This window comes from Aestuariivirga sp., assembly GCF_020252405.1.
Classification (GTDB): domain Bacteria; phylum Pseudomonadota; class Alphaproteobacteria; order Rhizobiales; family Aestuariivirgaceae; genus Aestuariivirga.
Window position 1 is genome coordinate 1 of record NZ_JADCDA010000090.1, and the last position, 22,212, is coordinate 22,212.

17 protein-coding genes and 1 pseudogene are annotated in these 22,212 nt (G+C 66.0%); 8 read left to right on the forward strand and 10 right to left on the reverse strand.

The window, feature by feature from the left end:
* The 8 genes from folE to IOC69_RS12710 all read right to left on the reverse strand — a co-directional run.
* The coding region (gene folE, locus IOC69_RS12675; RefSeq protein ID WP_290543925.1) for a GTP cyclohydrolase I at positions 1 to 711 on the reverse strand (711 nt) is incomplete at its 3' end.
* Between the two features lie 119 nt (positions 712 to 830).
* Positions 831 to 1,886 (reverse strand): lipocalin-like domain-containing protein, encoded by a 1,056-nt coding sequence (locus IOC69_RS12680; RefSeq protein ID WP_290543926.1) that lies wholly within the window; start codon positions 1,884 to 1,886, stop codon positions 831 to 833.
* On the reverse strand, positions 1,876 to 4,287 hold the full coding sequence (locus IOC69_RS12685) for an ABC transporter permease (RefSeq protein WP_290543927.1): 2,412 nt from the start codon (positions 4,285 to 4,287) through the stop codon (positions 1,876 to 1,878). Before IOC69_RS12685 ends, IOC69_RS12680 begins: the two co-directional genes overlap by 11 nt.
* Positions 4,287 to 4,943: an ABC transporter ATP-binding protein gene (locus tag IOC69_RS12690; RefSeq protein ID WP_290543941.1), complete on the reverse strand. Its 657-nt coding sequence runs from the start codon at positions 4,941 to 4,943 to the stop codon at positions 4,287 to 4,289. Before IOC69_RS12690 ends, IOC69_RS12685 begins: the two co-directional genes overlap by 1 nt.
* 325 nt (positions 4,944 to 5,268) lie before the next feature.
* Positions 5,269 to 6,114, reverse strand: coding sequence for an endonuclease/exonuclease/phosphatase family protein (locus IOC69_RS12695; protein ID WP_290543928.1), 846 nt, complete (start codon positions 6,112 to 6,114; stop codon positions 5,269 to 5,271).
* 273 nt (positions 6,115 to 6,387) lie between these two features.
* A complete protein-coding gene (locus IOC69_RS12700; RefSeq protein WP_290543929.1) occupies positions 6,388 to 6,852 on the reverse strand; it encodes a hypothetical protein in 465 nt (154 codons plus the stop codon).
* 173 nt (positions 6,853 to 7,025) lie between these two features.
* Complete coding sequence (locus IOC69_RS12705) at positions 7,026 to 7,469, reverse strand: MarR family transcriptional regulator (protein WP_290543930.1); 444 nt, start codon at positions 7,467 to 7,469, stop codon at positions 7,026 to 7,028.
* A gap of 3 nt (positions 7,470 to 7,472) precedes the next feature.
* Positions 7,473 to 8,246, reverse strand: a complete 774-nt coding sequence (locus IOC69_RS12710; RefSeq protein ID WP_290543931.1) for a ferredoxin--NADP reductase — start codon at positions 8,244 to 8,246, stop codon at positions 7,473 to 7,475.
* Between the two features lie 96 nt (positions 8,247 to 8,342).
* Between IOC69_RS12710 and IOC69_RS12715 the strand changes: the two are divergent.
* The 4 genes and pseudogenes from IOC69_RS12715 to IOC69_RS12730 all read left to right on the forward strand — a co-directional run.
* Positions 8,343 to 9,502 (forward strand): annotated as a pseudogene (locus IOC69_RS12715) (6-hydroxynicotinate reductase); the annotation flags it as partial.
* 241 nt (positions 9,503 to 9,743) lie between these two features.
* Positions 9,744 to 10,199: a (2Fe-2S)-binding protein gene (locus tag IOC69_RS12720; RefSeq protein ID WP_290543932.1), complete on the forward strand. Its 456-nt coding sequence runs from the start codon at positions 9,744 to 9,746 to the stop codon at positions 10,197 to 10,199.
* Positions 10,200 to 10,223: 24 nt separating this feature from the next.
* Positions 10,224 to 12,377 carry a molybdopterin cofactor-binding domain-containing protein gene (locus IOC69_RS12725; protein WP_290543933.1) on the forward strand — a complete coding sequence of 718 codons (2,154 nt, stop codon included), beginning with the start codon at positions 10,224 to 10,226 and terminating at the stop codon, positions 12,375 to 12,377.
* A gap of 177 nt (positions 12,378 to 12,554) precedes the next feature.
* Positions 12,555 to 13,406, forward strand: coding sequence for an amidohydrolase family protein (locus tag IOC69_RS12730; RefSeq protein WP_290543934.1), 852 nt, complete (start codon positions 12,555 to 12,557; stop codon positions 13,404 to 13,406).
* On the opposite strand, the gene IOC69_RS12735 is transcribed toward IOC69_RS12730, so the two are convergent.
* Entirely contained in the window at positions 13,407 to 14,165 is a 759-nt protein-coding gene (locus IOC69_RS12735; protein ID WP_290543935.1) for a hypothetical protein, read from the reverse strand. It abuts the gene before it with no gap.
* A 90-nt stretch (positions 14,166 to 14,255) separates the two neighbouring features.
* Positions 14,256 to 16,031 (reverse strand): sulfoacetaldehyde acetyltransferase, encoded by a 1,776-nt coding sequence (xsc, locus tag IOC69_RS12740; protein ID WP_290543936.1) that lies wholly within the window; start codon positions 16,029 to 16,031, stop codon positions 14,256 to 14,258.
* A 541-nt stretch (positions 16,032 to 16,572) separates the two neighbouring features.
* Between xsc and IOC69_RS12745 the strand changes: the two genes are divergently transcribed.
* From IOC69_RS12745 to IOC69_RS12760, 4 genes are all read left to right on the forward strand, one after another.
* Positions 16,573 to 17,202, forward strand: a complete 630-nt coding sequence (locus IOC69_RS12745; protein ID WP_290543937.1) for a tetratricopeptide repeat protein — start codon at positions 16,573 to 16,575, stop codon at positions 17,200 to 17,202.
* Between the two features lie 227 nt (positions 17,203 to 17,429).
* A complete protein-coding gene (locus IOC69_RS12750; protein WP_290543938.1) occupies positions 17,430 to 18,266 on the forward strand; it encodes a phosphoenolpyruvate hydrolase family protein in 837 nt (278 codons plus the stop codon).
* A gap of 183 nt (positions 18,267 to 18,449) precedes the next feature.
* Positions 18,450 to 19,439 carry a deoxyribose-phosphate aldolase gene (gene deoC, locus IOC69_RS12755; RefSeq protein ID WP_290543939.1) on the forward strand — a complete coding sequence of 330 codons (990 nt, stop codon included), beginning with the start codon at positions 18,450 to 18,452 and terminating at the stop codon, positions 19,437 to 19,439.
* Positions 19,440 to 19,446: 7 nt separating this feature from the next.
* Positions 19,447 to 21,822: an aldehyde dehydrogenase family protein gene (locus tag IOC69_RS12760; protein ID WP_290543940.1), complete on the forward strand. Its 2,376-nt coding sequence runs from the start codon at positions 19,447 to 19,449 to the stop codon at positions 21,820 to 21,822.
* Positions 21,823 to 22,212: the final 390 nt, after the last annotated feature.

Genomic DNA, 22,212 nt, shown 5'->3' on the forward strand with positions numbered 1-22,212 from the left:
ATCCTTGAGGTTGAGGAGAGCGAGGAATTCCCGGCGCAGCGAGGCATTCTTGAGGAAGGCGCCGCGCATCACGCTGTTGATCATCTTGGTGGCGTTGTCCTTCACGCCACGCCAGTGCATGCAGAAATGATCCGCCTCCATCACCACCGCGAGGCCGTCGGGCGCCACCTTGCTCATCAGCAAGTCCGCCACCTGGGCGATCGCCTCTTCCTGGATCTGCGGACGCGACATGATCCAGTCGGCGAGACGGGTGTATTTCGACAGGCCGATGAGGTTCGAATGCTCGTTGGGCAGAAGCCCGATCCACAGCCGCCCCATGATCGGGCAGAGATGGTGGCTGCAGGCGCTTCTGACGGTGATCGGGCCGACGATCATCAGCTCGTTGAGGTACTCGGCATTGGGAAACTCGGTGACCGGCGGCTGAGCCACATAGCGGCCGCGGAACACCTCGTTCAGATACATCTTGGCCACGCGGCGCGCGGTGTCCCGGGTGTTGTGGTCATGGTCGATGTCGATGACCAGGCTTTCGAGCACGCCCTTCATCTTGCCCGCAACCTCGTCGAGCAGGGCTTCGAGTTCGCCGGGCTCGATGAAGGCGGAGATGTTGTCATTGGCGAAAAAGCGTTTGTTGGCCCTTTCGACCCGGGCGCGGATCCTGGCGGAGACGGGTTCAAACCGTCCGTCCTGAGGCGCCTTTGGCGGGTTGTTCATTGCCATCCGATCCATGAAGGACACCCATATTGTAGCAGCCCCTTCCGCCCGAAACAACCGAAGGGCTCATTGACGATTGACGCGCGGCACGGGGCCGCGGACCAGTGGACCAGTGGACCTCAATATCCCGTCATCTCCACATAGCCCACGCCCGGATGCGTGCCCTCGATCCGCACAGGCCCTTCCCAATAGGCGACCTGCGTCTCCATCCACGCATCCTCGTTCACCGGCGCCGTCGTCACCTCGATCCCCTTCGCCGGCAGCGACACCTTCCACTGCACCGGCACGCGGTGGCCCTTCACCTCGGCCCAGGCGAGCGGGCTTACCTCAAGCGCGCCGGGCGGCTGCGGCTCGGGCGTGCCATCGGCGTTGATCCAGGTGGCGGACGTGAAGCCCCCGCCCGCATCGCGCAGGCGGAAGCCCATCAGCTTTGCGCCTGCGTCAAAGTGGAAGGAGAACCAGTCCCATCCCGTCTGGTCCTTGGACAAAGGCTGGGAGGACCATTCATGGTCGAACCAGGCCTGCCCTGTCACCGCAATGTCCTTGCCCTCGACGGCGATGGCCCCTGTCACCGCATAGAAGGGCTGCGAGTAGTAATAGCTCGCCTGACCCTGGGCGGACTTCACCGAGTAACCTTCTTCGCCCTGCCGCACGAGCGGCCCCCTGGCATCGAGCGCGAGGGCGTAGGAGAAGCCCTCGCCCGCGGCGGTGATGGCGAGTGCGGAGAGTTCATCCGCCGGCGGCGCGGCGCGGCTCGTCATGCTCCAATCGTCGATCGCCGCGCTGAAGGGCGAGAGCGTCACGCCTGCCTGGCCGACACCGCCGCGGGCGAGGCGCTCGTCCGAATAATGCCGCGTGCCGGTGGTCAGCGCCGCATGGCCCATCCACAGCTGCGGGCTTTGCCAGCCGGGCTTCTCCTCCGGCGCAAGGGCGGAGCGGAACAGCGTCCACTGCGCGCCATAGTCCTTGCCGTCTTCGCCCTTGAGGTTGGCGGTGAGATACCACCATTCGATGCGATAGTCCGGATGCGCGCCATGGTCCCGCGGAAACTGCGGCGCCTGCCCGCGCCTTGGAACAGCGAAGCCCTGCGCATCGCCACCCAGCCCCGCGAAGCCCTGCGCCAGCGCGGGCGCCGCCATCATCAGCAGCATGAGAAGCAGAAGCCTAACGTTCATTGGCGAACACCTTCACGAGATCGGCGGGGGAGCGGCGGGTGAGCCACAGGGCGGGAAGCAGCGCCGCCAGCGCCGCGCTCGCCACCGCGAGCAGCAGCAGCCGCAGCCAGTCGAACGGAAAGAGGTGCATCGGCAACCGCCAGCCGAAGGCCTCGACATTGATCACCGCAAGCAGCATCCAGGCAAGGCCCAGACCCACAGGCGCCGCCGCCAGCATGGTGAAGACGGCCAGCGCCGCGCCGCGCAGCACCTCGAGCAGCGCCAGCCGCCTGAGCGTCAGCCCCATGGCCCAGGCAGGGGCAAGCTGGGAAAGCCGCATGCCGGACAGCGTCAGCAGGCTGGCGAAAATGGCAAGCCCCGCCACGCCGAGGGTGAGCACGTTCAAGGCCGCCGTCACCGCGAAGGTGCGCTCGAAGACCCGCAGCGAGAAGGCCTTCACCGTCTCCTGATCCACCACGTTCCCTTGCGGCAGGCCAAAGGCCTTGCGCAGTTCCGCCGCGAGCTGCGGCGCCTTGTCAGGCGCGATGCGCACGGCATAGCGCAGCCGACTCGCATCGGGGAAGAGCCTCACCAGCCCGTCGACGCCCATCATCACCTGCCCCCTGGGGTTGCCATAGTCGGAGAAGACGCCGGCCAGCGGCAGGCTCACGCCAGCCTGCAGCGGAATGGCGTCGCCCAGCTTCAGCTTCTGCCGCCGCGCCAGTTGCTCATTGGCCAGCACGCCCTCGCCGCGCGCGATCCTGTCCCACACATCGGGCACCGCCTCCAGCATCGTCCAATGGTCGCGATAGGTGGCGTGGTCGGCAACGCCAAAGACCTGCACCGGCTGGCCGAACAGGCGCAGGTCGGCGTTCCAGATCGGCAGCACCGCATCGCTGCGGGAGCTGAGCCAGTCATGCACCTTCCGCGATTCGTCCAGCGAGCGCGTGGTGACATAGAGTTCGGATGGCAGCCGCTGGTCGAGCCAGCCCACGAAGGTCTGGCGGAAGCTTTGCACCATGGTGCCCACCCCGGCATTGGCGGCGAGCGCCAGCAACAACGCCATCAGCGCCAGAGACAGGCCCGGCAGCTGCTGGCGCGTATCGGCCCAGAACCATTGCGCCACCACACGCGTCGACAGCCGCTCGCCCAGCTTCAGCAGCGCCGACAGCATGATGGGCAGAAGCAGCGCGGCCCCAAGCAGCATCGCGCCCAGCGATGCGAAGCCCGCCACGAGACCCGAGCCGAGGAACACGGTCAGCCCTGCCATCGCCAGCAGCAACAGACCGCCCGCCGCCTGCAGACGCAGCGCGCGCTCCGAGGCGAGGCTCCAGGCGCGCGGTCGCGCGGGGGCGAGCAGCGGCATGGAGGCGATGCGCCACAGCCGCGAGGCCGCCGAGGCGAGCGTGCCCGCCACCGCAATCGCCAGCCCCAGCCCCCACACCGAAGGCCGGACCGACAGTGTGCCGGGCACCTCCGCGCCATAAAGCCCGCGCAGGCTCGCCGCCACATCGGGCAGAAGCAGCGAGGCCACGCCATAGCCCAGCGCCACGCCGATCAGCCCGGCGGCGGTGGAGAGCACGAGAAGCTCCACCACCATCAGCATGATCAGCACGCCGAGCGGCAGGCCCACGGCGCGCAGCGTGCGGATTGCCGGGCGGCGCTGCTCGAAGGCAAGGCCGATTGCCGAATGCACGATGAACAGCCCCACCGCGAAGGCGAGAAAGCCGAAGGCCGTGAGGTTCAAGTGGAAACTGCCGGTGAGGCGCGACAGGTCGCTCTCCTCCGGCGGCGCGCGCCGCACGAGATCCGGCGTCACCTCCGCCAGCGGCCTGGCATGTCCGGGCTGCTTCGCCGCGACCAGCAGGCGCGAAACCTGCCCCGGCGCATCGAGGAGGCCTTGCGCAATGCCGATGTCGGTCAGGACCATGCCGGGCGGCAGCGCATCGCTGATGCGCAGGGGCGGCGTTTCCACGCCCTTCAGCCGCTCCGCCGTTTCGGCGGACACGATGAACACGCCGGGCGGGGTGATGAAGCGTTGAAGGCCGATATCCGCCGCGCCCACATTCACCTGTGCGGCCTCGGACGGCAGCGTCAGCGGGTCGACGCCCAGAATGCGCAGGCGCTCCGCCCCGAAGCGCTTCTCGCCCTCGATGACGGGCGAGACGAGCCAGCCCGCCTTGCGCAACGCGATATAACCGGACTGCGGAAAACGCGTGCCGTCAGGGCGGGCGAGCTGCTCCAGCCGGTCCTGCCCCACCACGGCGGCGGCGCGCGCATAGCTGGCGCGGGCCTCGCCATTGATGGCCTGCACGGCGGACCACAGGGCGGTGGCCAGGGCCAGCCCCAACAGCAGCATGGCGAACTGCAGCTTGTGCCGCCGCCAATGCGAGAGGAGCACGACGAAGCCCTGTGTGAGCATCAGGAAAGCTTTCCGGCCGCAAGATGCAGGCGCCGCCCGAGGCGGGACGCAAGCCTGGTCGAGTGCGTCACCATCAGCAGCGCGGCCCCCGTCTCGGCCATCAGCGCCAGCATGAGGTCCAGCACCGCGTCTCCCGTGGCTTCATCAAGATTGCCGGTGGGCTCGTCGGCGAGGATCAGCCGCGGCCGTCCTGCCAGCGCGCGGCCGATGGCGACACGCTGCTGCTGGCCGCCGGAGAGTTGCTCGGGGTAGCGGTCGAGGAGGCCCGCCAGTCCCAGCCGCTCCGTCAGGCGCCCGGTCCACGCCGCATCGTACCGGTCTCCCAGCCGCGCCTGGAAGGCCAGGTTGGCGCGCACATCGAGCGATGGGATGAGGTTGAACTGCTGGAACACCAGCCCCACGCTCACCCTGCGGAAGGCCGCCAGATCCCTGTCGCCCAGCCCGGCAATGTCTTTTCCCTCAAAGCGGATCGCGCCTGAATCCGGACGGTCGAGCCCGCCAGCGAGGTGCAGCAGCGTGCTCTTGCCGCTGCCGGACTCGCCTGTCAGCGCCAGACTCTCGCCCGCGCCGAGCGCCAGGCTCACGCCGCGCAGGACCTGCAACACGCCTTCGCCGGTGGGGTAGGACTTGCTCACGTCCTGGAGGTCGAGAAGCATCGCGGTTCCTGTCGTCAACTGGCGTTCGTACGCATGCGGTGGATCACCGGACCCATGATTCCTTGCCGCAAGCAGTGTCGGCCCGTCACGTCCGTCATCATCCTGCATGGACTGGTCCCGGGGCATCGGCAAGGGGGAATGCCGATGCCGGCTGCCTGCGCCTGCCGCGATGCCAGCCCTGATGCCCAGCCCGGCGGCAAAGCCGCGGTTCAGGAAGTCGCTGCGGAAGGCCTCGTGCGACAGCGGGACGCCCGCCTCCGTCATCATGCCCATCAGCACGCCGACGCAGTCGAAGATGACAAGATCCGATGCGCTTACCGCGCCCTCATGCGCCGCCCCGCGCCGCGGCGATGCCACGGGTGACGCCGATCACCGCTTTCACCGGCAGATGGTCGGAGGCGATGCGCGACAGCTTCGTCTCGATCGCCTGCATCTCATAGACCGTCACATGCCGGTTGGTGAGCACGCGGTCGAGCGGCCACAGCGGAAAGCGCGAGGGGAAGCTGGCGATGGTCATGTCGACGTCGGAGAGATGCGGATCGAAGGGCTTCAAGGCCGAGCGCCCGCCGGTGCGCCATTCGTTGGTGTCGCCCAGCAGGATCACCGCGCGGTCGTCCACCGGGTGCGCCGCGTGGAGAATGGCCTCCGCCTGCCGCGTGCGGGATGATTTGAGTAGTCCCAGATGCGCGCCGATAATGCGCAGCGGCAGGCCGGAGAAATCGAAATCGACCAGCACGGCGCCGCGCGGCTCGAAGCCGGGGAGCGATATCTTTTGGACGTTGGCCACATTGCCCGCGCCCTCGCGGTGGAGGATCACATTGCCGTGCCAGCCATGGCTCAGCCTGCGCGAGCCCTGGTCCAGCACCGGGCGGTAGCCGCCTTTCTCGTAGAGCGCCTTCAAGTCCAGCAGGCCCCTGCGGCTGCCGAAGCGCTGGTCCGCCTCCTGCAGCGCCACGATGTCGGCGCCGAGCTCGAGGACCACTTTCAGCACGCGGCCGGGATTGAACACGCCATCGGCGCCCACGCATTTGTGCACATTGTAGGAGGCGACCGAAATGGTCAGCGCCGGGTCATGCCCGTCATGGGTGGGGCGCTTTTGGCCCTTGGGTGCGGGCTCCCGGCTGACCCTGCGGGTGAGGTTCCGGCGCAGTGCGGGAACGATATGTTTCATCGTGCATTTATCCTCGCCGTCCAGTCTGCTCCGGGGCCTGGATGCGTCATGCTTTCAGGCGCGTGAAGGCAACCATCCGCAAGCCCCGGTTCAAGTGCGTTGTTGCCGGACATTATGTTGGAAAATTGATTGACGGACTCTCTCCGGACGCGGGCGGCGCCGGGGAGCGCCGCCGTGAACCCCTGGCCGCCTGGCGCGGTGCCGCGACGGTCCTCATGCCCAGCCGCGCCCCGCTCTCCGTCCTTTCCTGCAAGCTGGGCGGCGTCCCCGGCATCACGCAATTGCCGCCGCTCCAAGCAGCCACAGGCCAAAGGCCGTGTAACCCACCATGCAAACGGCCAGCGGCAGCTCCAGCTTCATCACGCAGGGTGACGGCAGGCCTTCCGCCGCCGCCTTGGAGTGCGCCACGGCAACACCGATGACAAGGCCGATCACCAGCGCGAAGGTTTGCCTTGCATTGACCGCCAGCGCGCCGGAGGCGGAATTCTGGAGAGATGTCATCACATGGGCATGGCCGATGCCAAGCAAATCGGCGTCCGTTCCGAAGGGTTCGTTCAGCGCCAGCGGCAGGTATTGCGACTTGACGATCGTGTCGACCAGATCGTGCGCGGCGTGATGGGCAATGGAGATCGGGATCAGCGAATGGACCAGCCGCCCGCATAATCTTTCGAGCGAGCCGGGCTTGCGTGACCATAGCCATCCGGCCCACACCGCCGCGAAGAACCCCGCTGCCAGCACGCCGCTCGCCAGCAGGATGCCGAGCGTGTTCGCCTCCAGCCTACTCCACGTCCGGGAACACCGCCCTTACGTATCGGCATGATTTCCTCCAGTTATGTGTTTGCTCCCAAGGGGACCCGGTCTGACGCCGGGCAGGATCATATCAAAAGAAACGAGGCGGGATTGGGGTTTGCTCAGCCAATGCGCTTCAGCAATTCCAACAGGTTGCGGCGCTCGGCGGCGTCCAGCGGCTGCAGCGTTTCGGCGGTTATGACGGTTGCGGCGGGAGCACCGCGCTCAACCGCCGCAAGACCAATAAGGGTGATCGACACACGCATGCGCCGTGCATCACCGGGGTCGGGGGCCGTCGCCACGAAGGCGCGCTTCAGCAGCCGGTCGATCACGCCCTTGATGGTGGCGGCATCCATGGCCGTCTCGCGGCCAAGCCGGTTCTGCGACAGGGATTCGAATTCGGCGAGCTTCACAAGAGCGGCCCATTGCGTCGGTGTCAGCTCATCGGTGATGCGGGCGGCGAAGATCGCAGCATGGCGCTGGCCCGCGCGGCGCAGGTGGAAGCCCACCTGGTCTTCCAGCCGGTAGCCGCCGGGAGCGGTCGCCTTCGCTTCCGCTCGGGCCATGGCCTATTTCTCCACGAAGGCTTTTTCGATGACGTAGCTGCCCGGCCCGTTGCTTGAACCCTCGCTGAACCCCATGCCCCTCAACAGGCCCACGATGTCGGCGAGGAAGGCGGGCGATCCGCAGATCATCACGCGGTCACGCACAGCATCGACGGGCGGAAGCCCGAGATCGGAGGCCATCTTGCCGTTGCCCATCAGCAGCGTGATGCGGCCACGGTTGCGGAATTCCTCGCGCGTCACGGTCGGGTAATAGAGCAGCTTGGCGCGCACCTCTTCACCGAGCAGCTCGTCGTTCGGCAGCTGGTTCTCGATCTCGCCGGCATAGGCCAGTTCGGCCGCGGTCCGGCAGCCGTGGACGAGGATCACCTTCTCGAAGCGCTCATAGACGGAAGGGTCCTTCACCAGGCTCATGAAGGGCGCAAGCCCCGTGCCCGTGCCGAGCAGATAAAGGTTGCGGCCCGGCGTCAAGTTGTCGAGCAGCAGCGTGCCGGTCGGCTTCTTGCCGACGAGAATCTTGTCGCCCACCCGGATATGCTGGAGCTTGGAGGTCAACGGCCCGTCGGCCACCTTGATCGACAGGAACTCGAGCTCGTCGGCGTAGTTGGGGCTCACCATCGAATAGGCGCGCAGCAGCGGCTTGCCGTTCACCTCGAGGCCGATCATCGTGAACTGGCCGTTCTCATAGCGGAAGGCGGGCGAGCGGGTGGTCTTGAAGCTGAACAGGCGGTCGGTCCAGTGATGGACGCTCAGCACTTCCTCTTCATACAACGCACTCATAGCCTGCCTTGTCCCGGAATTTGTTTGTATACATACAAAAATTATGAGATCATCTGATCCCTGTCAACACCGATTTCGCATTTGCGAAGTATTGCCATGGACGCCCCGGCGGACAAGATCCGCTGCGATGCCTGCCCCATGCTCTGCTGTATTCGGGAGGGCATGCTCGACGCCTGCGACCGCTATGCAAACCGCGGCGGCGTGCTGACCCGCACAGACCCCCATGTGCCGCTCGAGCATACGTTGGTTCAGGGAGGCGGCCTCGTCCCCTTCCTTCCCTCACCGCGTGAATGGGACGGCTCCACCATCCGCGAACCCCGGACCTTCGTCACCGCCATCGGTGCTGGCGCCACCTACCCGGATTAAAAGCCCGCGCCCTTCATCGTTTCCTCCGAGGTTGACGGCATCGACATGGTCACCGTGGTGACGGAGGGCATCTTCAGCTGCTGCGGCCTCAAGGTGAAGATCGACACCGACAGCCGCCTCGGCCACGAGACAGCCGTCGTGCGGGTCGAAGGCGAGCGGATCGGTCACGTCACCACCGCCGAATACGGCTCGCAGATGCTCTCGTTGGGCGGCGTGCGCCACCTCATCGGCGGATCTAATGGGGTAGGCCGCGTCACCTGCGGGGCGATGCTGGCGCTCGCCAATTGCAAGCCCCTCGAAGTTACCGCGGACGGCGGCGCAACCCATGTCATCGAGGGCGGCAAGGCGCCGATCATCAATGGCTTGAAGGAAGAGCGCATGCGGGTTGGCTGCGGCTCCGCCGCCATCGGCATGTTGGCAGGCAGTGGATGGGTCACGTCGATGAGGGGTGGTGGTCGATGATCAGATCACCGGCGTGCTCTCCGAGCACCAGGCCGACAAGTTCCTTGGGCTTCCCGGCACCGGCATCAAGATAAAGGGCCGCCGCTCCACGCCCGGCCGCTACTTCAAGGTCGCCCAGCCCGGCGCCGGCTATGAAGAGGACAGTTGAAAGCGCAGGCTCGCTGCGCGCCGGAGTCACCCAGAACCCGGTGCGGCTGACGCAATCGATGAAACAGGCCGTCACCCGTGTTACCGTCGGCGGTGCGCCCGGCTACGTCTGGCCCGGCGGCGGCATCACCTACATGGCGGACGCCACCACGCTCCCGGAGAATGCCTTCGGATCGGTGCCCACGCCCGCCCTTGTCGCCCCCATAGAGTTCACCATGACGAAGGTTGCCTGTGAGGCGCCTGGCGGCAACATGAGCGGGTTGCGCGCGCTGGCCGACATCGCGCGCGCTGGCCGACATCGCGCGCGATGGCACGAAGAGGCGCATCGCCGTCTGAGGCGCGGGGCCGATCCTTCAAATCTGATCGATCTGCTCAGCAACGCCCTAACCATTCGCCCAGCCGCCACTTGTCCGTTTCGTCAGGAAGCCGTCAGCTTGGCCCAATTAAGTGAAGGGCATAAAGAGAGGTTGCACCGCCACGGCCGGTCCGGCGCGGCACGGCGAAATGAAAGGACAGACAGCCATGGCGCAGATTTCATTCAAACTGAACGGCGTGGCGAAGACCGTCACGGTCGACTCCTCTGAAACGCCTCTGCTCTGGGTGCTGCGCGACCAGCTCGGCCTCACCGGAACCAAATATGGCTGCGGTATCGAGATCTGCGGCGCCTGCACCGTGCTCATCAATGGTGAGCCCGAGAAATCCTGCGACGTATCGATCGGCGAAGTGGCGGGCAAGTCGGTGATGACCATCGAGGCCCTCAAGACCGATCCGCTGGGCGCCAGGCTGCAGGCGGCCTGGCTTGAGCACCAGGTTCCGCAATGCGGCTTCTGCCAGTCCGGCATGCTGATGGCGGCCTTCGGACGCCTCAAGGCTGGCGAGTCGCGCGCCTCGACCGCGTCCTCGCTCTCCAATATCTGTCAATGCGGCACCTTCCAGCGCGTGAAGGAGGCGATCCTCGGCCTCCCCGGCATCGCCTGAACCACCCCAGCGGGAGATTGCACCATGTCCGCCAAGCCCACCACTGACACAATGATCCTCGACCGCCGCAGCTTTCTCGGTGGCGCGGCAGCCGCCGTCCTGATGCCGGTCACGCTCGGCTTCGCCGCCGGGCAGGCCGACGCAGGCGCCACGGTCGGCGCCTATATCCGAATCGACGCCTCGAACACCGTGACGCTCATCACCGGCCAGACGGAAATGGGCCAGGGCATCGGCAGCGGCTTGGCCCAGATCATGGCCGAGGAACTGATGCTGGACTGGGCGCAGGTGCGCTTCGAGCATGCCCCCGTCAACCCGGCGCTCTATGGCCTGCCCGGCTGGGGCCTGCAGCTCACCGGCGGCTCGACCTCCACCATGATGTGGTACGCGCCGTTGCGCAGCGCCTCCGCCATCGCGGCCTGGCGGCTGCGCGCCGCGGCCGCCCTCACCTTCGGCGGCGCCGTGGAACAATGGACACTCGCCGGCGGCGGCAAGGTGAATCACGCGATCTACGGCGTCAAAACTTTCGCCTCGGTCCTGGGCAAGGTGGCAAGCACGCCCGTTCCAGCCAGCGCGCCCTTTGCCGGCACCAAGCGCATCGTCGGCCAGCGTGTGCGCCGTATCGACCTCGCGGCCAAGGTAGACGGCTCTGCCAAGTTCGGCATGGACGTCATGCTGCCGGGCATGGTGTTCGCCAGCGTGGCGCACAGCCCCACCCTCACCGGCACTGTAAAGAGCTGCCCCGCCAAGGCCAGCGGCGCGCTCGCCGTGGTCAATCTCGGAAATGCCGTGGGCGTGGTAGCCAGCAACACATGGAACGCCATGCGCATCGCCAGTTCGCTGCAATCCAAGGTCACCTGGGCACTGCCCGCCAACCGCGCCTTGCTCGATTCCGGCTCCCTCGCCAGCGCTGCGCAGGCGCTGCAGGCGGCGGCTGCTCCCGCCAACCTGAAAGTCTTTGAAACCGTCGGCAGCCCCGATGGCAAGACCGGCGCCATCGACGCCACCTATGTCGCTCCCTTTCTCGCCCATGCCTGCATGGAGGTCATGAACGCCACCGTGTCAGTCACCAAAACCAACGGCTTAGTCACGCTGGTGGAATTGTGGCTGCCGACCCAGGGCCAGAGCTTCGTGCCGGGCACCGTGCGCAGCGTGCCGGGCCTTGCCAACCTCACCGACGCGCAGATCAAGGTGAATTCCATGCTCTGCGGCGGCGGCTTCGGCCGCAAGATCGAGCAGGACTATGTGCTGCAGGCGGTGAAGCTGGCGATCGCCGTGGGCAAGCCCGTCAAGCTCACCTGGTCGCGGCCGCAGGACTTCAAGAACGACAAATACCGCCCCTATGCCTCAATGCGCGTGCGCCTCGGCGGAGACGCCAATGGCATCGGCGGCCTTGTCTACCGCAACGTTTCGGCCTCGATCAGCTTCCAGCAGGGCGCCAACCCGGAGGACACGGGTGCGGTGGCGGGCGCGGTAAAGCTGCCCTATGGAATTGCCAACCGCCGCATCGAATTCGCGCCGCTGCCCACCGCAATCCCGCTCGGTTACTGGCGCTCGGTGGGCGAATCCTACAACACATTCGCCATCGAGAGCGCCATCGACGAGCTGGCGCTGGCGCTGAACCAGGACCCGATCGACTACCGTCTGCGCATGCTTGGCGCCGACCAGCGCGCCGCCCGCGTGCTGCAGACGCTGAAGGCCTCGCTCCGATACACGGGCATGGCGGCGGCAAGGCGCGGGGTCGCCTTCCTCAAGGGCTTCAACAGCTATGTGGCGCTGGCGCTCGAAATCGCGCTCGACAATGTCTCGCGCATCCGGGTGACCAAGGCGCACTACGTGATCGACTGCGGCCTCGTCATCAACCCGGATGCGGTCGAGGCGCAAATGCAGGGCGGCCTCGTCCACGGCCTTTATTCCGCGCTTTACAACCGCGTGACCTTTGCCAACGGCGTGCCGCAGGTGCAGAATTTCTCCAATTACCGCGTGCTTACCGCGCGCGACATGCCGCAGGTGACGGTCGACATCCTTGAGGGCGATCCCGCCACCACCATGCCGGGCGGCGTGGGCGAAACAGGCGTGCCCTGCGTGGCGCCGGCCCTTGCCAATGCCTATCACCGCCTGAGCGGCACAAGGGTGCGGGAGCTTCCCTTTTACCCCGGCGCCACGATGTCGGAAGACTGACCGGGGACCGGCGCGCGCTCCGGGTGCTGTGCCCGGCGGCGGCCCAGAGGTTGCGCGCGCGTCTCCTTCAGTCATGACAACACGCTGGCCGGGGTGGCGCAGTTCCTCAGTGCAATCAACGAGTTCACCTCCGCCCGATGTTGCGCTAGCCTGCCCGAAAAACCGGGACGGAGCGCCATGATCGATTTTCCCATCACCGACACCCATGTCCACCTGCTGGACACCTCGAAGTTCAAGTACGGCTGGGCGAGCGGCGCGCCCAGGCTCGGGCGCGACTGGACGATCCACGACCTCGATCAGGCGGCGAAGCCCTGCGTGATCGGGAACATGGTCTTCGTCGAGGTTGACGTCGACTACCCCCAGCACATGGACGAGGCCGCATGGGTGCAGGAGTTGGCCCGCAGCGACCCGCGGCTCAAAGGCTGTGTCGCCTCTCTGCCGCTTGAGGAGGGGCCAAAGCTCGAGGCCGATCTTGAAAGGCTCTCCCGCTTGCCGGTCATACGCGGCATCCGGCGTCTCATCCAGAACAAGTCCGACCCCGAATTCGTGCTGCGTCCGGACTTCATTGCCGCGACAAAACTGCTGCCTAAGTACAGCTATAGTTTCGATATTTGCATTTATCATCATCAGTTCGGCAACGTCATCGAGTTCGTCCGCCGCTGCCCCGAGGTGTCCTTCGTCCTCGATCACATCGGCAAGCCCGGCATCAAGGACGGTTTGACGGAACCGTGGAAGCGACACATCCGCGAGCTGTCGCGGATTCCCAATGTGATGTGCAAGCTCTCCGGCGTAACCACCGAAGCTGACCACGAAAACTGGAACCGCGATCAGCTGCGGCCCTATATCGATCACGTCATCGACAGCTTCGGTTTCGACCGGATCATGTATGGCGGGGACTGGCCGGTGGCGGAGCTGGCAGGAAAATATACCGACTGGATCGGGGTGCTGGATTGGGCGACCGCGGGCTGCACGCCGGAGGAGAGGCGCAAGTTGTTCCGCGACAACGGAATTCGGGCCTACCGGCTCTGATCAATTCGACGGCGGCGGCGACGCGAGGGTTACGTCCTTGCCGGTGCACATGGAGGGCAGGTCCTTGTCGCCGAACCAGATTTCGAAGGTGTTGGGGCGCACCTTCCTTGCGCCGGCCCAGATATTGGTGAGGTTCACCACCTGGATGTCGAAGCCCATGTTGCGCAGCCACTCGGCAATGGCCTCCGCCTTCGGCACGTCGTCATCGTTCATGGCGCGGATTTCATTCACTTTTCCGTCCCACTTCGCCATGGTGATGGAGGGCACGGTGATGGCGGCGCCGTCATTATCCTTGAGGCCGGTCAGCAGCTTGGAGAAGCAGGCGCGCTGTTGCTCATTGAGAACATTGACGAAAACCCGAGACGGCAGGCGCTCGACCGCCTCCTTGAACACCGCCTGAACATTGGCGTTGGACTGCGCCGCCTTGGTCAGCGCGCGCTCCATGGCGGGCAGCAGCTGCGGGTCGGAGGCATTGTTGGCATAGTCAAGCTGGGCGGCGACGAATTCGACCGGCACCTTGTCGTTCTTCAGCAGATACTCGAACATGGCGATGCCGTACTTCTGGCGCTCCGGCTTGTCGTCGCTCACCAAGTCGATCATCGTCTTCAAATCATTCACATTCTGCTGCCAGCGCGTATAATAGAGGCCCATCCCCGCGATGGTCAGCGGGATCATGATGGTGGCGGTCATCTGAAGCATGGTGTCCCGCCACGCGCGGCCGCGTTCGCGGATCTCGGATGCTTTCTGCGATTCAGCCATGATGGTCCGTGCTCCTCACGATCGCCCTCACACCAAGGGAATGCAGCAAAAGCGTGACTGAGTCCCGAATACGCGGCCCAGCGCCGAGACTTACACTGTCTGGGGGCGCATGTCTCTGGCGTCGATCCCGGCCACGGCGACCGGCTTCTTCATCGCGTCGCGGCGGAAGGGCTCGCCCAGTTCCTGGTTGATCATCGCCTCGATCAGCGTCGTCTTGGCATGCTTCATCTGATCCTCGATGGCCGTGGCGAGGGCATCGCGCAGCTCGTCCATGGTGCGAGCCACAACCCCTTGAAGTCCGCAGGCTTTTGCGATTGCGGCGTAGCTCACCTGGGTGTCAAGTTCGGTGCCCACGAAGTTGTCGTCATACCAGAGGGTGGAGTTGCGCTTTTCAGCACCCCACTGGTAGTTCCGGAAGACCACCTGGGTGATGGCGGGCCATTCCTTGCGGCCGATGGCGGTCATCTCCGTCACCGCGATGCCGAAGGCGCCGTCGCCGGAGAAGCCGACCACCGGCACGTCCGGACAGGCGATCTTGGCGCCGACGACCGACGGCAGGCCGTAGCCGCAGGGGCCAAAAAGGCCCGGCGCCAGATACTTACGGCCCTGCTCGAAGGTCGGGTAGGCATTGCCGATGGCGCAATTGTTGCCGATGTCGGAGGAGATGATGGCCTCCCGGGGGAGTGCCGCCTCGATGGCGCGCCAGGCCATGCGGGGGCTCATCCAGCCGGGCTTGGCCTGGCGGGCGCGCTCGTTCCAGCTGGTGCCCGGATCATCGTCCTCGTGATCCATGGAGGAGAGCTGCTGGGCCCAGCGCGACTTGGTCTGAGCGATCAGGTTCTTCCGCTCTTCGCGGCCCCGGTCGCCCGCCGACGGCGACAGTTTGGCCAGGATGCCCTCCGCTACCTTCTTGGAATCGCCCACGATTCCGACGCTGACCTGTTTGGTGAGGCCGATGCGGCTGGGATTGATGTCGACCTGGATCAGCTTCGCTTCCCTCGGCCAATAGTCGAGGCCATAGCCGGGGAGCGTGGAGAAGGGGTTGAGGCGGGTGCCAAGCGCCAGCACCACGTCAGCCCGGCTGATCAGTTCCATGGCCGCCCTGGAGCCGTTGTAGCCCAGGGGCCCCGCGAACAGCGGGTGCGAGCCGGGGAAGGCGTCATTGTGCTGGTAGCCCACGCAGACCGGGGCCGACAGCCGCTCGGCCAGCGCCCCGGAGGCCGGGATGGCATTGCCCAGCACAACGCCCGCGCCGTTGAGGATGACCGGAAAATTGGCCTCCGACAACAGCTTAGCCGCGGCGGCGATGGCCTCCTCGCCGCCGCCCGGGCGCTCGAAGGCGACGGCGGCGGGGAGTTCGATGTCGATGACCTGGGTCCAGAAATCGCGCGGCATGTTGATCTGGGCGGGGGCCGAGAGGCGCCTGGCGTTCATGATGACGCGGTTGAGAACCTCGGCCACGCGGGAGGCGTCGCGCACCTCCTCCTGATAGCCGACCATGTCCTTGAACAGGTCCATCTGCTCGACCTCCTGGAAGCCGCCCTGGCCGATGGTCCTGTTGGCGGCCTGAGGCGTCACCAGAAGGAGGGGCGTATGGTTCCAATATGCTGTTTTTACAGCAGTAACGAAGTTTGTGATGCCCGGGCCGTTCTGCGCGATCATCATGCACATCCTGCCCGATGCGCGGGTGTATCCGTCGGCCATCATGCCGCCCGAACCCTCATGCGCGCAGTCCCAGAAGGTGATGCCGGCCTTGGGGAAAAGGTCCGAAATCGGCATGAAGGCCGAGCCGATGATGCCGAAGGCGTGCTCGATGCCGTGCATCTGGAGAACCTTGATGAAAGCCTCTTCGGTGGTCATGCGCATGGGTCGGTTCCTTGGCGTTAGGTCTGGTTGGGCGCCTTCTAGCGCCAAGGGCTGGTATCAGCCTAGAACCAGAGGACGGAGACACCGGGGTCCACCGGCGTTGCTTTTGCGTTGCCGCATGTTGCGGGCGGATGCATTTTGGGATGCAAAAGCGATGGTGTTGTTGACGCGCGTTTGGCGGCCCGCGTGCAACCGCCAAAAGTTGCGAAACTTTATTGCGCAACTTGACCTAAGGGAAGTGGACACGAAATGGACATTATTGGGCAAGCGTTGCGAAATTTTATTGCGCAACCAGGCGACAACACACTCCTTACCGTCATCCCAGCGAAAGCTGGGATCCAGCTTTCCGCGGGGCCGATGCCCAAAGCTGGGCCCCAGCTTCCGCTGGGGTGACGAGCTGAGAGGGGGGGGACTCGCCGGCCGACGGTATGAGCGTTCGGCCCTATTGCCCTGCCCAGCCCCCTGGCCTAGAGGTGGAGCGGAGATGACAGCCGGACCGGGGCGCCTCGCGTGCCGGCCGGTTTTTCACAGGAGGTTTCCCATGACGTTCGATCTTCGCGCAGGCGCCCTGGCGCTCGCCATCATGGCCGCCTCGGGCGGTGTGGCCTCGGCCGATGCCTATCAGGACGGCATGGCCGCCTTCCATGGCGAGGACTATGCCAAGGCGCTGAGCCTGCTGCTGCCCTATGCCAAGGACGGCAATGCGCAAGCCGCCTATTTGATCGGCGAGATGTATGGGCCGCGCAGCTGGGGCCTGAAGGGCGAGAACCGCAACGGCGTGGAACTGGACAACAAACAGGCCATCTTCTGGTGGGGCGAAGCGGCCAAGAACGGCAATGCGGAGGCGCAGCTGAAACTCGGCTGGTGGCTGATGAAGGGCCAGGACGTGGTGAGGCAGGACGAGGCCGCCGGCATGAACTGGCTGCTGATGGCGGCGAACCAGGGCGAGCCGCAGGCCCAGTATGAGGTGGGGCTTGCCTATTGGAAGGGCCGCGGCGTGAAGCCGGACCCGATCGCCGCCTATATGTGGCTCGACCTGTGCGCCAACGAGCCGGGCTTCGACAATGCAGCGAACTATCGCGACCAGATCGCCAAGGGCATGACAGACGATCAGGTGAAACAGGCCAGACTGATGGTGCAGGCCTTCACGCCGAAGGTGGCGAAGCAATGATGCTGCATCAATTCACCGCCAGGCACTGGGTGATCAGCTGCATCATCATCCTGATCGCGGTGGGCGCATTCGCGGCGAGCTGGGCCTAGCACATGTTCCGTTCAGGCGGAATCGCCTGACTTTAAAGAACATGCGCCAGACCATATGCTGGAGCGTGATCCTGCCGCAAAAGCGGGTTCCACTTTTGCGGATCGCGCTGTGGTCATCGAAACAGGGGAGGACCTGACGTGCCGCGCTTCGAACGCTTGGGCCTGATGGAGAAATTCCAGGACATGAAGCGCCGCCGCATCCCCATCGTGGGCGGCGGGGCGGGAACGGGACTTTCCGCCAAATGCGAGGAGGAGGGCGGCATCGACCTCATCGTCATTTATAATTCCGGGCGCTACCGCATGGCGGGCCGCGGCTCGCTGTCGGGCATCCTCGCCTATGGCAATGCCAACGAGATCGTGGTGGAGATGGCGCGCGAGGTGTTGCCCGTCGCCAGGCGCACGCCGGTGCTGGCGGGCGTGAACGGCACGGACCCCTTCTGCCTCTTCGATCCCTTCCTTGACCGGCTCAAGGACATGGGCTTTTCCGGCATCCAGAATTTCCCCACCGTGGGCCTTATCGACGGCGTGTTCCGCGCCAATCTCGAGGAGACCGGAATGTCCTATGGCCTTGAGGTGGACCTGATCCGGCTCGCCCGGTCCAAGGACATGCTGACGACGCCCTATGTCTTCAACGCCGGCGAGGCGGAGGCAATGGCCAGGGCCGGGGCGGACATCATCGTCTGCCACCTGGGCCTCACCACCGGCGGACGCATCGGCTCCAAAACGGCACTGGACCTCGCCGACTGCCCGGCGCTGGTGGACGAATGGGCAGAGGCCGCGCTGAGGGTCAACAAGGATGCCATCATCATCGTCCACGGCGGCCCCGTCTCCCTGCCGGCCGATGCGCAGTTCATCCTGTCCAACACCCAGAACTGCCACGGCTTCTACGGCGCCTCGTCCATGGAGCGGCTGCCGGCGGAAATCGCGCTGGTGGAGCAGACGAAGGCCTTCAAGGGATTGATGTTTCCGAAGTGAAGCCGTGATCCCTCATGACCATCATACGCGGGCTTGTCCCGCGTATCCTTTTTGGCGCCCGCAAAGGATGCCCGGGACGAGCCCGGGCATGATGGGTGGAGGAGACAGACCATTTCCCGTTCTTCCCATTTGCTCTAAACAACCTCCAAGTGCCTGGGGCCCGGCCCGCAAGGAGTATGCGTCATGAATGAACTCCGCCCCGCCGGCGCCGCCACCCGCTTCGCGGCCGTTGCGCGCAATCCGGGAACGGCCCTGACCCCCGACTGGTTCGAGGACGCGCAGGTGAACCTCTCCGCCGCCGAACGCCGCGCGGCGTCGATCCCGGCGCGCCGCTCGGTCAAGAAGAATTACCAGGCGGCCTGGCTGGTGAAGGCGCTGCAGTGCATCGACCTTACGACGCTGGCCGGTGACGACACGCCGGGCCGCGTGCACCGCCTCTGCGCCAAGGCGAAGCGGCCCTTGCGGGACGACATCGTCACGGCGCTGGGACTTTCCGGGATGCCCACGGTGGGCGCCGTCTGCGTCTATCCCGCCATGGTGCCGCACGCCGTGAAGGCGCTGGAGGGTTCCGGCATTCCCGTCGCCTCGGTGGCCACCGGCTTTCCCGCGGGCCTCACGCCGCTTGCGCAGCGGCTTGCCGAAATCCGCCATGCGGTGGACCAGGGCGCGAGGGAGATCGACATCGTCATCCACCGCGCCCTGGCGCTGCTGCAGGACTGGGCCGCCCTTTACGATGAGGTCGCCGCCATGCGCGAGGCCTGCGGCGGGGCGCGCATGAAGGCCATCCTCGCCACGGGCGACCTGAAGACGCTGCGCAATGTCTACAAGGCCTCGATGGTGGCCATGCAGGCCGGCGCCGACTTCATCAAGACCTCGACGGGCAAGGAGGACGTCAACGCCACGCTGCCCGTCAGCCTCGTGATGGTCCGTGCATTGAGGGATTATGGCGCGGTCACCGGGTTTGAGATCGGCTTCAAGCCGGCGGGCGGCCTGAAGACGGCGAAGGACGCGGTGAACTGGCTGATCCTGATGAAGGAGGAGCTGGGCCGCCGCTGGCTGGAGCCCGACCTGTTCCGCATCGGCGCCTCCTCCATGCTCGCTGACATCGAACGCCAGCTCGAACACCATGTCACCGGCCGCTATGCCGCGGCCTCCCGCCAGCCCCTCGCCTGAGATCATCATGCCCAGCGTCAGCGACATTCTCGACACCATGGACTATGGCCCGGCGCCCGAGAGCAACGCCCATGCGGTGGAGTGGCTCAAGGCCCATGAAAAGGGCTTCGGCCATTTCATCGGCGGCGTCTTCACCAAGCCCTCGGCGGAGAGCTTCGACACCGCCAATCCCGCGGACGGCCAGGTGCTCGCCCGCGTCAGCCAGGGCTCCGCATCGGACGTCGATGCGGCGGTGAAGGCCGCACGCAAGGCTTTTGGCGCATGGTCGAAACGCTCCGGCCACGGGCGTGCGAGGCACCTTTATGCCATCGCCCGCATCATCCAGAAGCGCGAGCGCTTCCTGGCGGTGCTGGAGACGATGGACAACGGCAAGCCCATCCGCGAGTCGCGCGACATCGACATTCCGCTGGTGGCGCGCCATTTCTATCACCATGCCGGCTGGGCGGAACTGATCGCGGACGAGTTCCCCGGCCATCAGCCGGTCGGCGTCTGCGGCCAGATCATCCCGTGGAACTTCCCGCTGCTCATGCTGGCGTGGAAGATCGCGCCGGCACTGGCGGCGGGCAATACGGTGGTGCTGAAACCCGCCGAGTTCACGCCCCTGACGGCCCTGGCCTTCGCCGAAATCTGCCGTGAGGCGGGCCTGCCGCCGGGCGTGGTCAACATCGTCACGGGTGACGGCGCCACGGGCGCGGCGCTCGCCGGTCACGCGGGCGTCGACAAGATCGCTTTCACCGGCTCCACGGAAGTGGGCCGCCTCATCCGCAAGGCCACCGCCGGTTCGGGCAAGAAGCTGTCGCTGGAACTGGGCGGCAAGTCGCCCTTCATCGTGCATGAGGATGCCGACTTCGATGCAGCAGTGGAAGGTGTGGTCGATGCCGTCTGGTTCAACCAGGGCCAGGTCTGCTGCGCGGGCTCGCGCATCCTGGTGCAGGAGGGCGTCGCGCCACGCTTCATCGCCAGGCTGCGCCGCCGCATGCAGACGCTGCGGGTGGGCGACCCGCTGGACAAGTCCATGGACATGGGCGCAATCGTCGATCCCATCCAGTTGAAGCGCATCACCGAACTCGTCGAGCAGGGCAAGGCCGAGGGCGGCACGCTGCTGCAGGCATCCTGCGATCTCCCCACGTCCGGCAACTGGTTCGCGCCGTCCCTCTTCACCGATGTCGAGCCGTCTTCCACCGTGATGGACGTCGAAATCTTCGGCCCCGTTGCCGCCGTCATGACGTTCCGCACGCCGGAGGAAGCGGTGCAGATCGCCAATCAGACGCGCTATGGCCTTTCCGCCACCGTGTGGTCCGAGAACATCAATCTGGCGCTCGACACCGCGGCGCGCGTGAAGGCGGGCGTGGTGTGGATCAACTCCACCAACCTGTTCGACGCCGCCGCCGGTTTCGGCGGCTACAGGGAGTCCGGCTTCGGCCGCGAGGGCGGCCGCGAAGGCTTGCATGAATATCTCGTCCCGTCCTGGGAAGCGGCGCTGAAGGCCGCGGCGCCCGCCAGGGCGGCCCCGCTCAGCGCCCTGCCGCCCGCGAGCGCGGCGGCCCAGCCCATCGACCGCACGGCGAAGCTCCATATCGGCGGCAGGCAGATGCGGCCGGATTCGGGCCACAGCTATTCCGTCCATGGAGGAAATGGCAGGGCCATCGGCCTGGCTGGCCTCGGCAACCGAAAGGACATCCGCAACGCGGTGGAAGCGGCAGCCAAGGCCTCCGGCTGGCACTCCGCCACGGCGCACAGCCGGGCGCAGGTGCTCTACTATGTCGCCGAGAACCTCTCGGCCCGCGCCGCCGAATTCGCCGCGCGCCTGCGCCAGATGGGTGCGGGCGCCAGGGCCGCCAGAACCGAGGTCGAGGCATCGCTCGCCCGCATCTTCTGGTACGCCGCACAGGCCGACAAATACGATGGCCGCGTGCACAGCACCAAGTCCCGCCATGTCACGCTGGCAATGAACGAGCCGTGGGGCGTGATGGGCGTGGTCTGCCCCGACGAGATGCCGTTGCTCGGCTTCGTTTCGCTGGTGATGCCCGCCATCGCCATGGGCAACCGCGTGGTGGCCGTGCCGTCAGCCCGCGCGCCTCTTGCGGCAACCGATCTCTGTCAGGTGTTCGACACCTCCGACGTGCCGGGCGGCGTCGTCAACACGGTCACCGGCGAGCGCGACGAACTGGCGAAGACCCTGGCGGAGCATGATGAGGTGGCGGCACTTTGGTATTTCGGGCCGGGCGTGAAGGCGGTGGAGGAGCTGAGCGCCGGGAACCTCAAGGCGACGTGGGCGTCTTCAAGCCCGCGTGACTGGCTGGCGCGCGCGCAAGGGCAGGGCAGTGAATATCTCCGCCGTGCCGTGCAGGTGAAGAACATCTGGGTGCCCTACGGGGAGTGAGTCGACTTTGCGTCCTCTCCCGCGAAGCGGGAGAGGAGGGGGCCCCGACGCAGTCGGGGTAGGCGAGGGGAAGGCAGCTCCGCAGAATCCCTTGACGTCCCCTCATCTCCCCGTTGCTCACGCAACGGGTCCCTTCTTCTCCCGCTGAAGGAGCGGGAGAAGACGCTTCGTAGCCTCTCCGGCGAAGCGGGAGAGGAGGGGCCCCCGACGCAGTCGGGGCAGGCGAGGGGAAGGCAGCTCCGCAGAATCCCTTGACGTCCCCTGATCTCCCCGTTGCTCACGCAACGGGTCCCTTCTTCTCCCGCTGAAGGAGCGGGAGAAGACGCTTCGCAGCCTCTCCGGCGAAGCGGGAGAGGAAGGCCCCCGACGCAGTCGGGGTAGGTGAGGGGA

Bases quoted from the DNA above. Each gene is read 5' to 3' on its own strand.
- IOC69_RS12680 (WP_290543926.1), bottom strand. From the start codon at position 1,886: ATGAACGTTAGGCTTCTGCTTCTCATGCTGCTGATGATGGCGGCGCCC.
- IOC69_RS12685 (WP_290543927.1), bottom strand. From the start codon at position 4,287: ATGCTCACACAGGGCTTCGTCGTGCTCCTCTCGCATTGGCGGCGGCAC.
- IOC69_RS12690 (WP_290543941.1), bottom strand. From the start codon at position 4,943: ATGCTTCTCGACCTCCAGGACGTGAGCAAGTCCTACCCCACCGGCGAA.
- IOC69_RS12695 (WP_290543928.1), bottom strand. From the start codon at position 6,114: ATGAAACATATCGTTCCCGCACTGCGCCGGAACCTCACCCGCAGGGTC.
- IOC69_RS12705 (WP_290543930.1), bottom strand. From the start codon at position 7,469: ATGGCCCGAGCGGAAGCGAAGGCGACCGCTCCCGGCGGCTACCGGCTG.
- IOC69_RS12710 (WP_290543931.1), bottom strand. From the start codon at position 8,246: ATGAGTGCGTTGTATGAAGAGGAAGTGCTGAGCGTCCATCACTGGACC.
- IOC69_RS12720 (WP_290543932.1), top strand. From the start codon at position 9,744: ATGGCGCAGATTTCATTCAAACTGAACGGCGTGGCGAAGACCGTCACG.
- IOC69_RS12725 (WP_290543933.1), top strand. From the start codon at position 10,224: ATGTCCGCCAAGCCCACCACTGACACAATGATCCTCGACCGCCGCAGC.
- IOC69_RS12730 (WP_290543934.1), top strand. From the start codon at position 12,555: ATGATCGATTTTCCCATCACCGACACCCATGTCCACCTGCTGGACACC.
- IOC69_RS12735 (WP_290543935.1), bottom strand. From the start codon at position 14,165: ATGGCTGAATCGCAGAAAGCATCCGAGATCCGCGAACGCGGCCGCGCG.
- xsc (WP_290543936.1), bottom strand. From the start codon at position 16,031: ATGCGCATGACCACCGAAGAGGCTTTCATCAAGGTTCTCCAGATGCAC.
- IOC69_RS12745 (WP_290543937.1), top strand. From the start codon at position 16,573: ATGACGTTCGATCTTCGCGCAGGCGCCCTGGCGCTCGCCATCATGGCC.
- deoC (WP_290543939.1), top strand. From the start codon at position 18,450: ATGAATGAACTCCGCCCCGCCGGCGCCGCCACCCGCTTCGCGGCCGTT.
- IOC69_RS12760 (WP_290543940.1), top strand. From the start codon at position 19,447: ATGCCCAGCGTCAGCGACATTCTCGACACCATGGACTATGGCCCGGCG.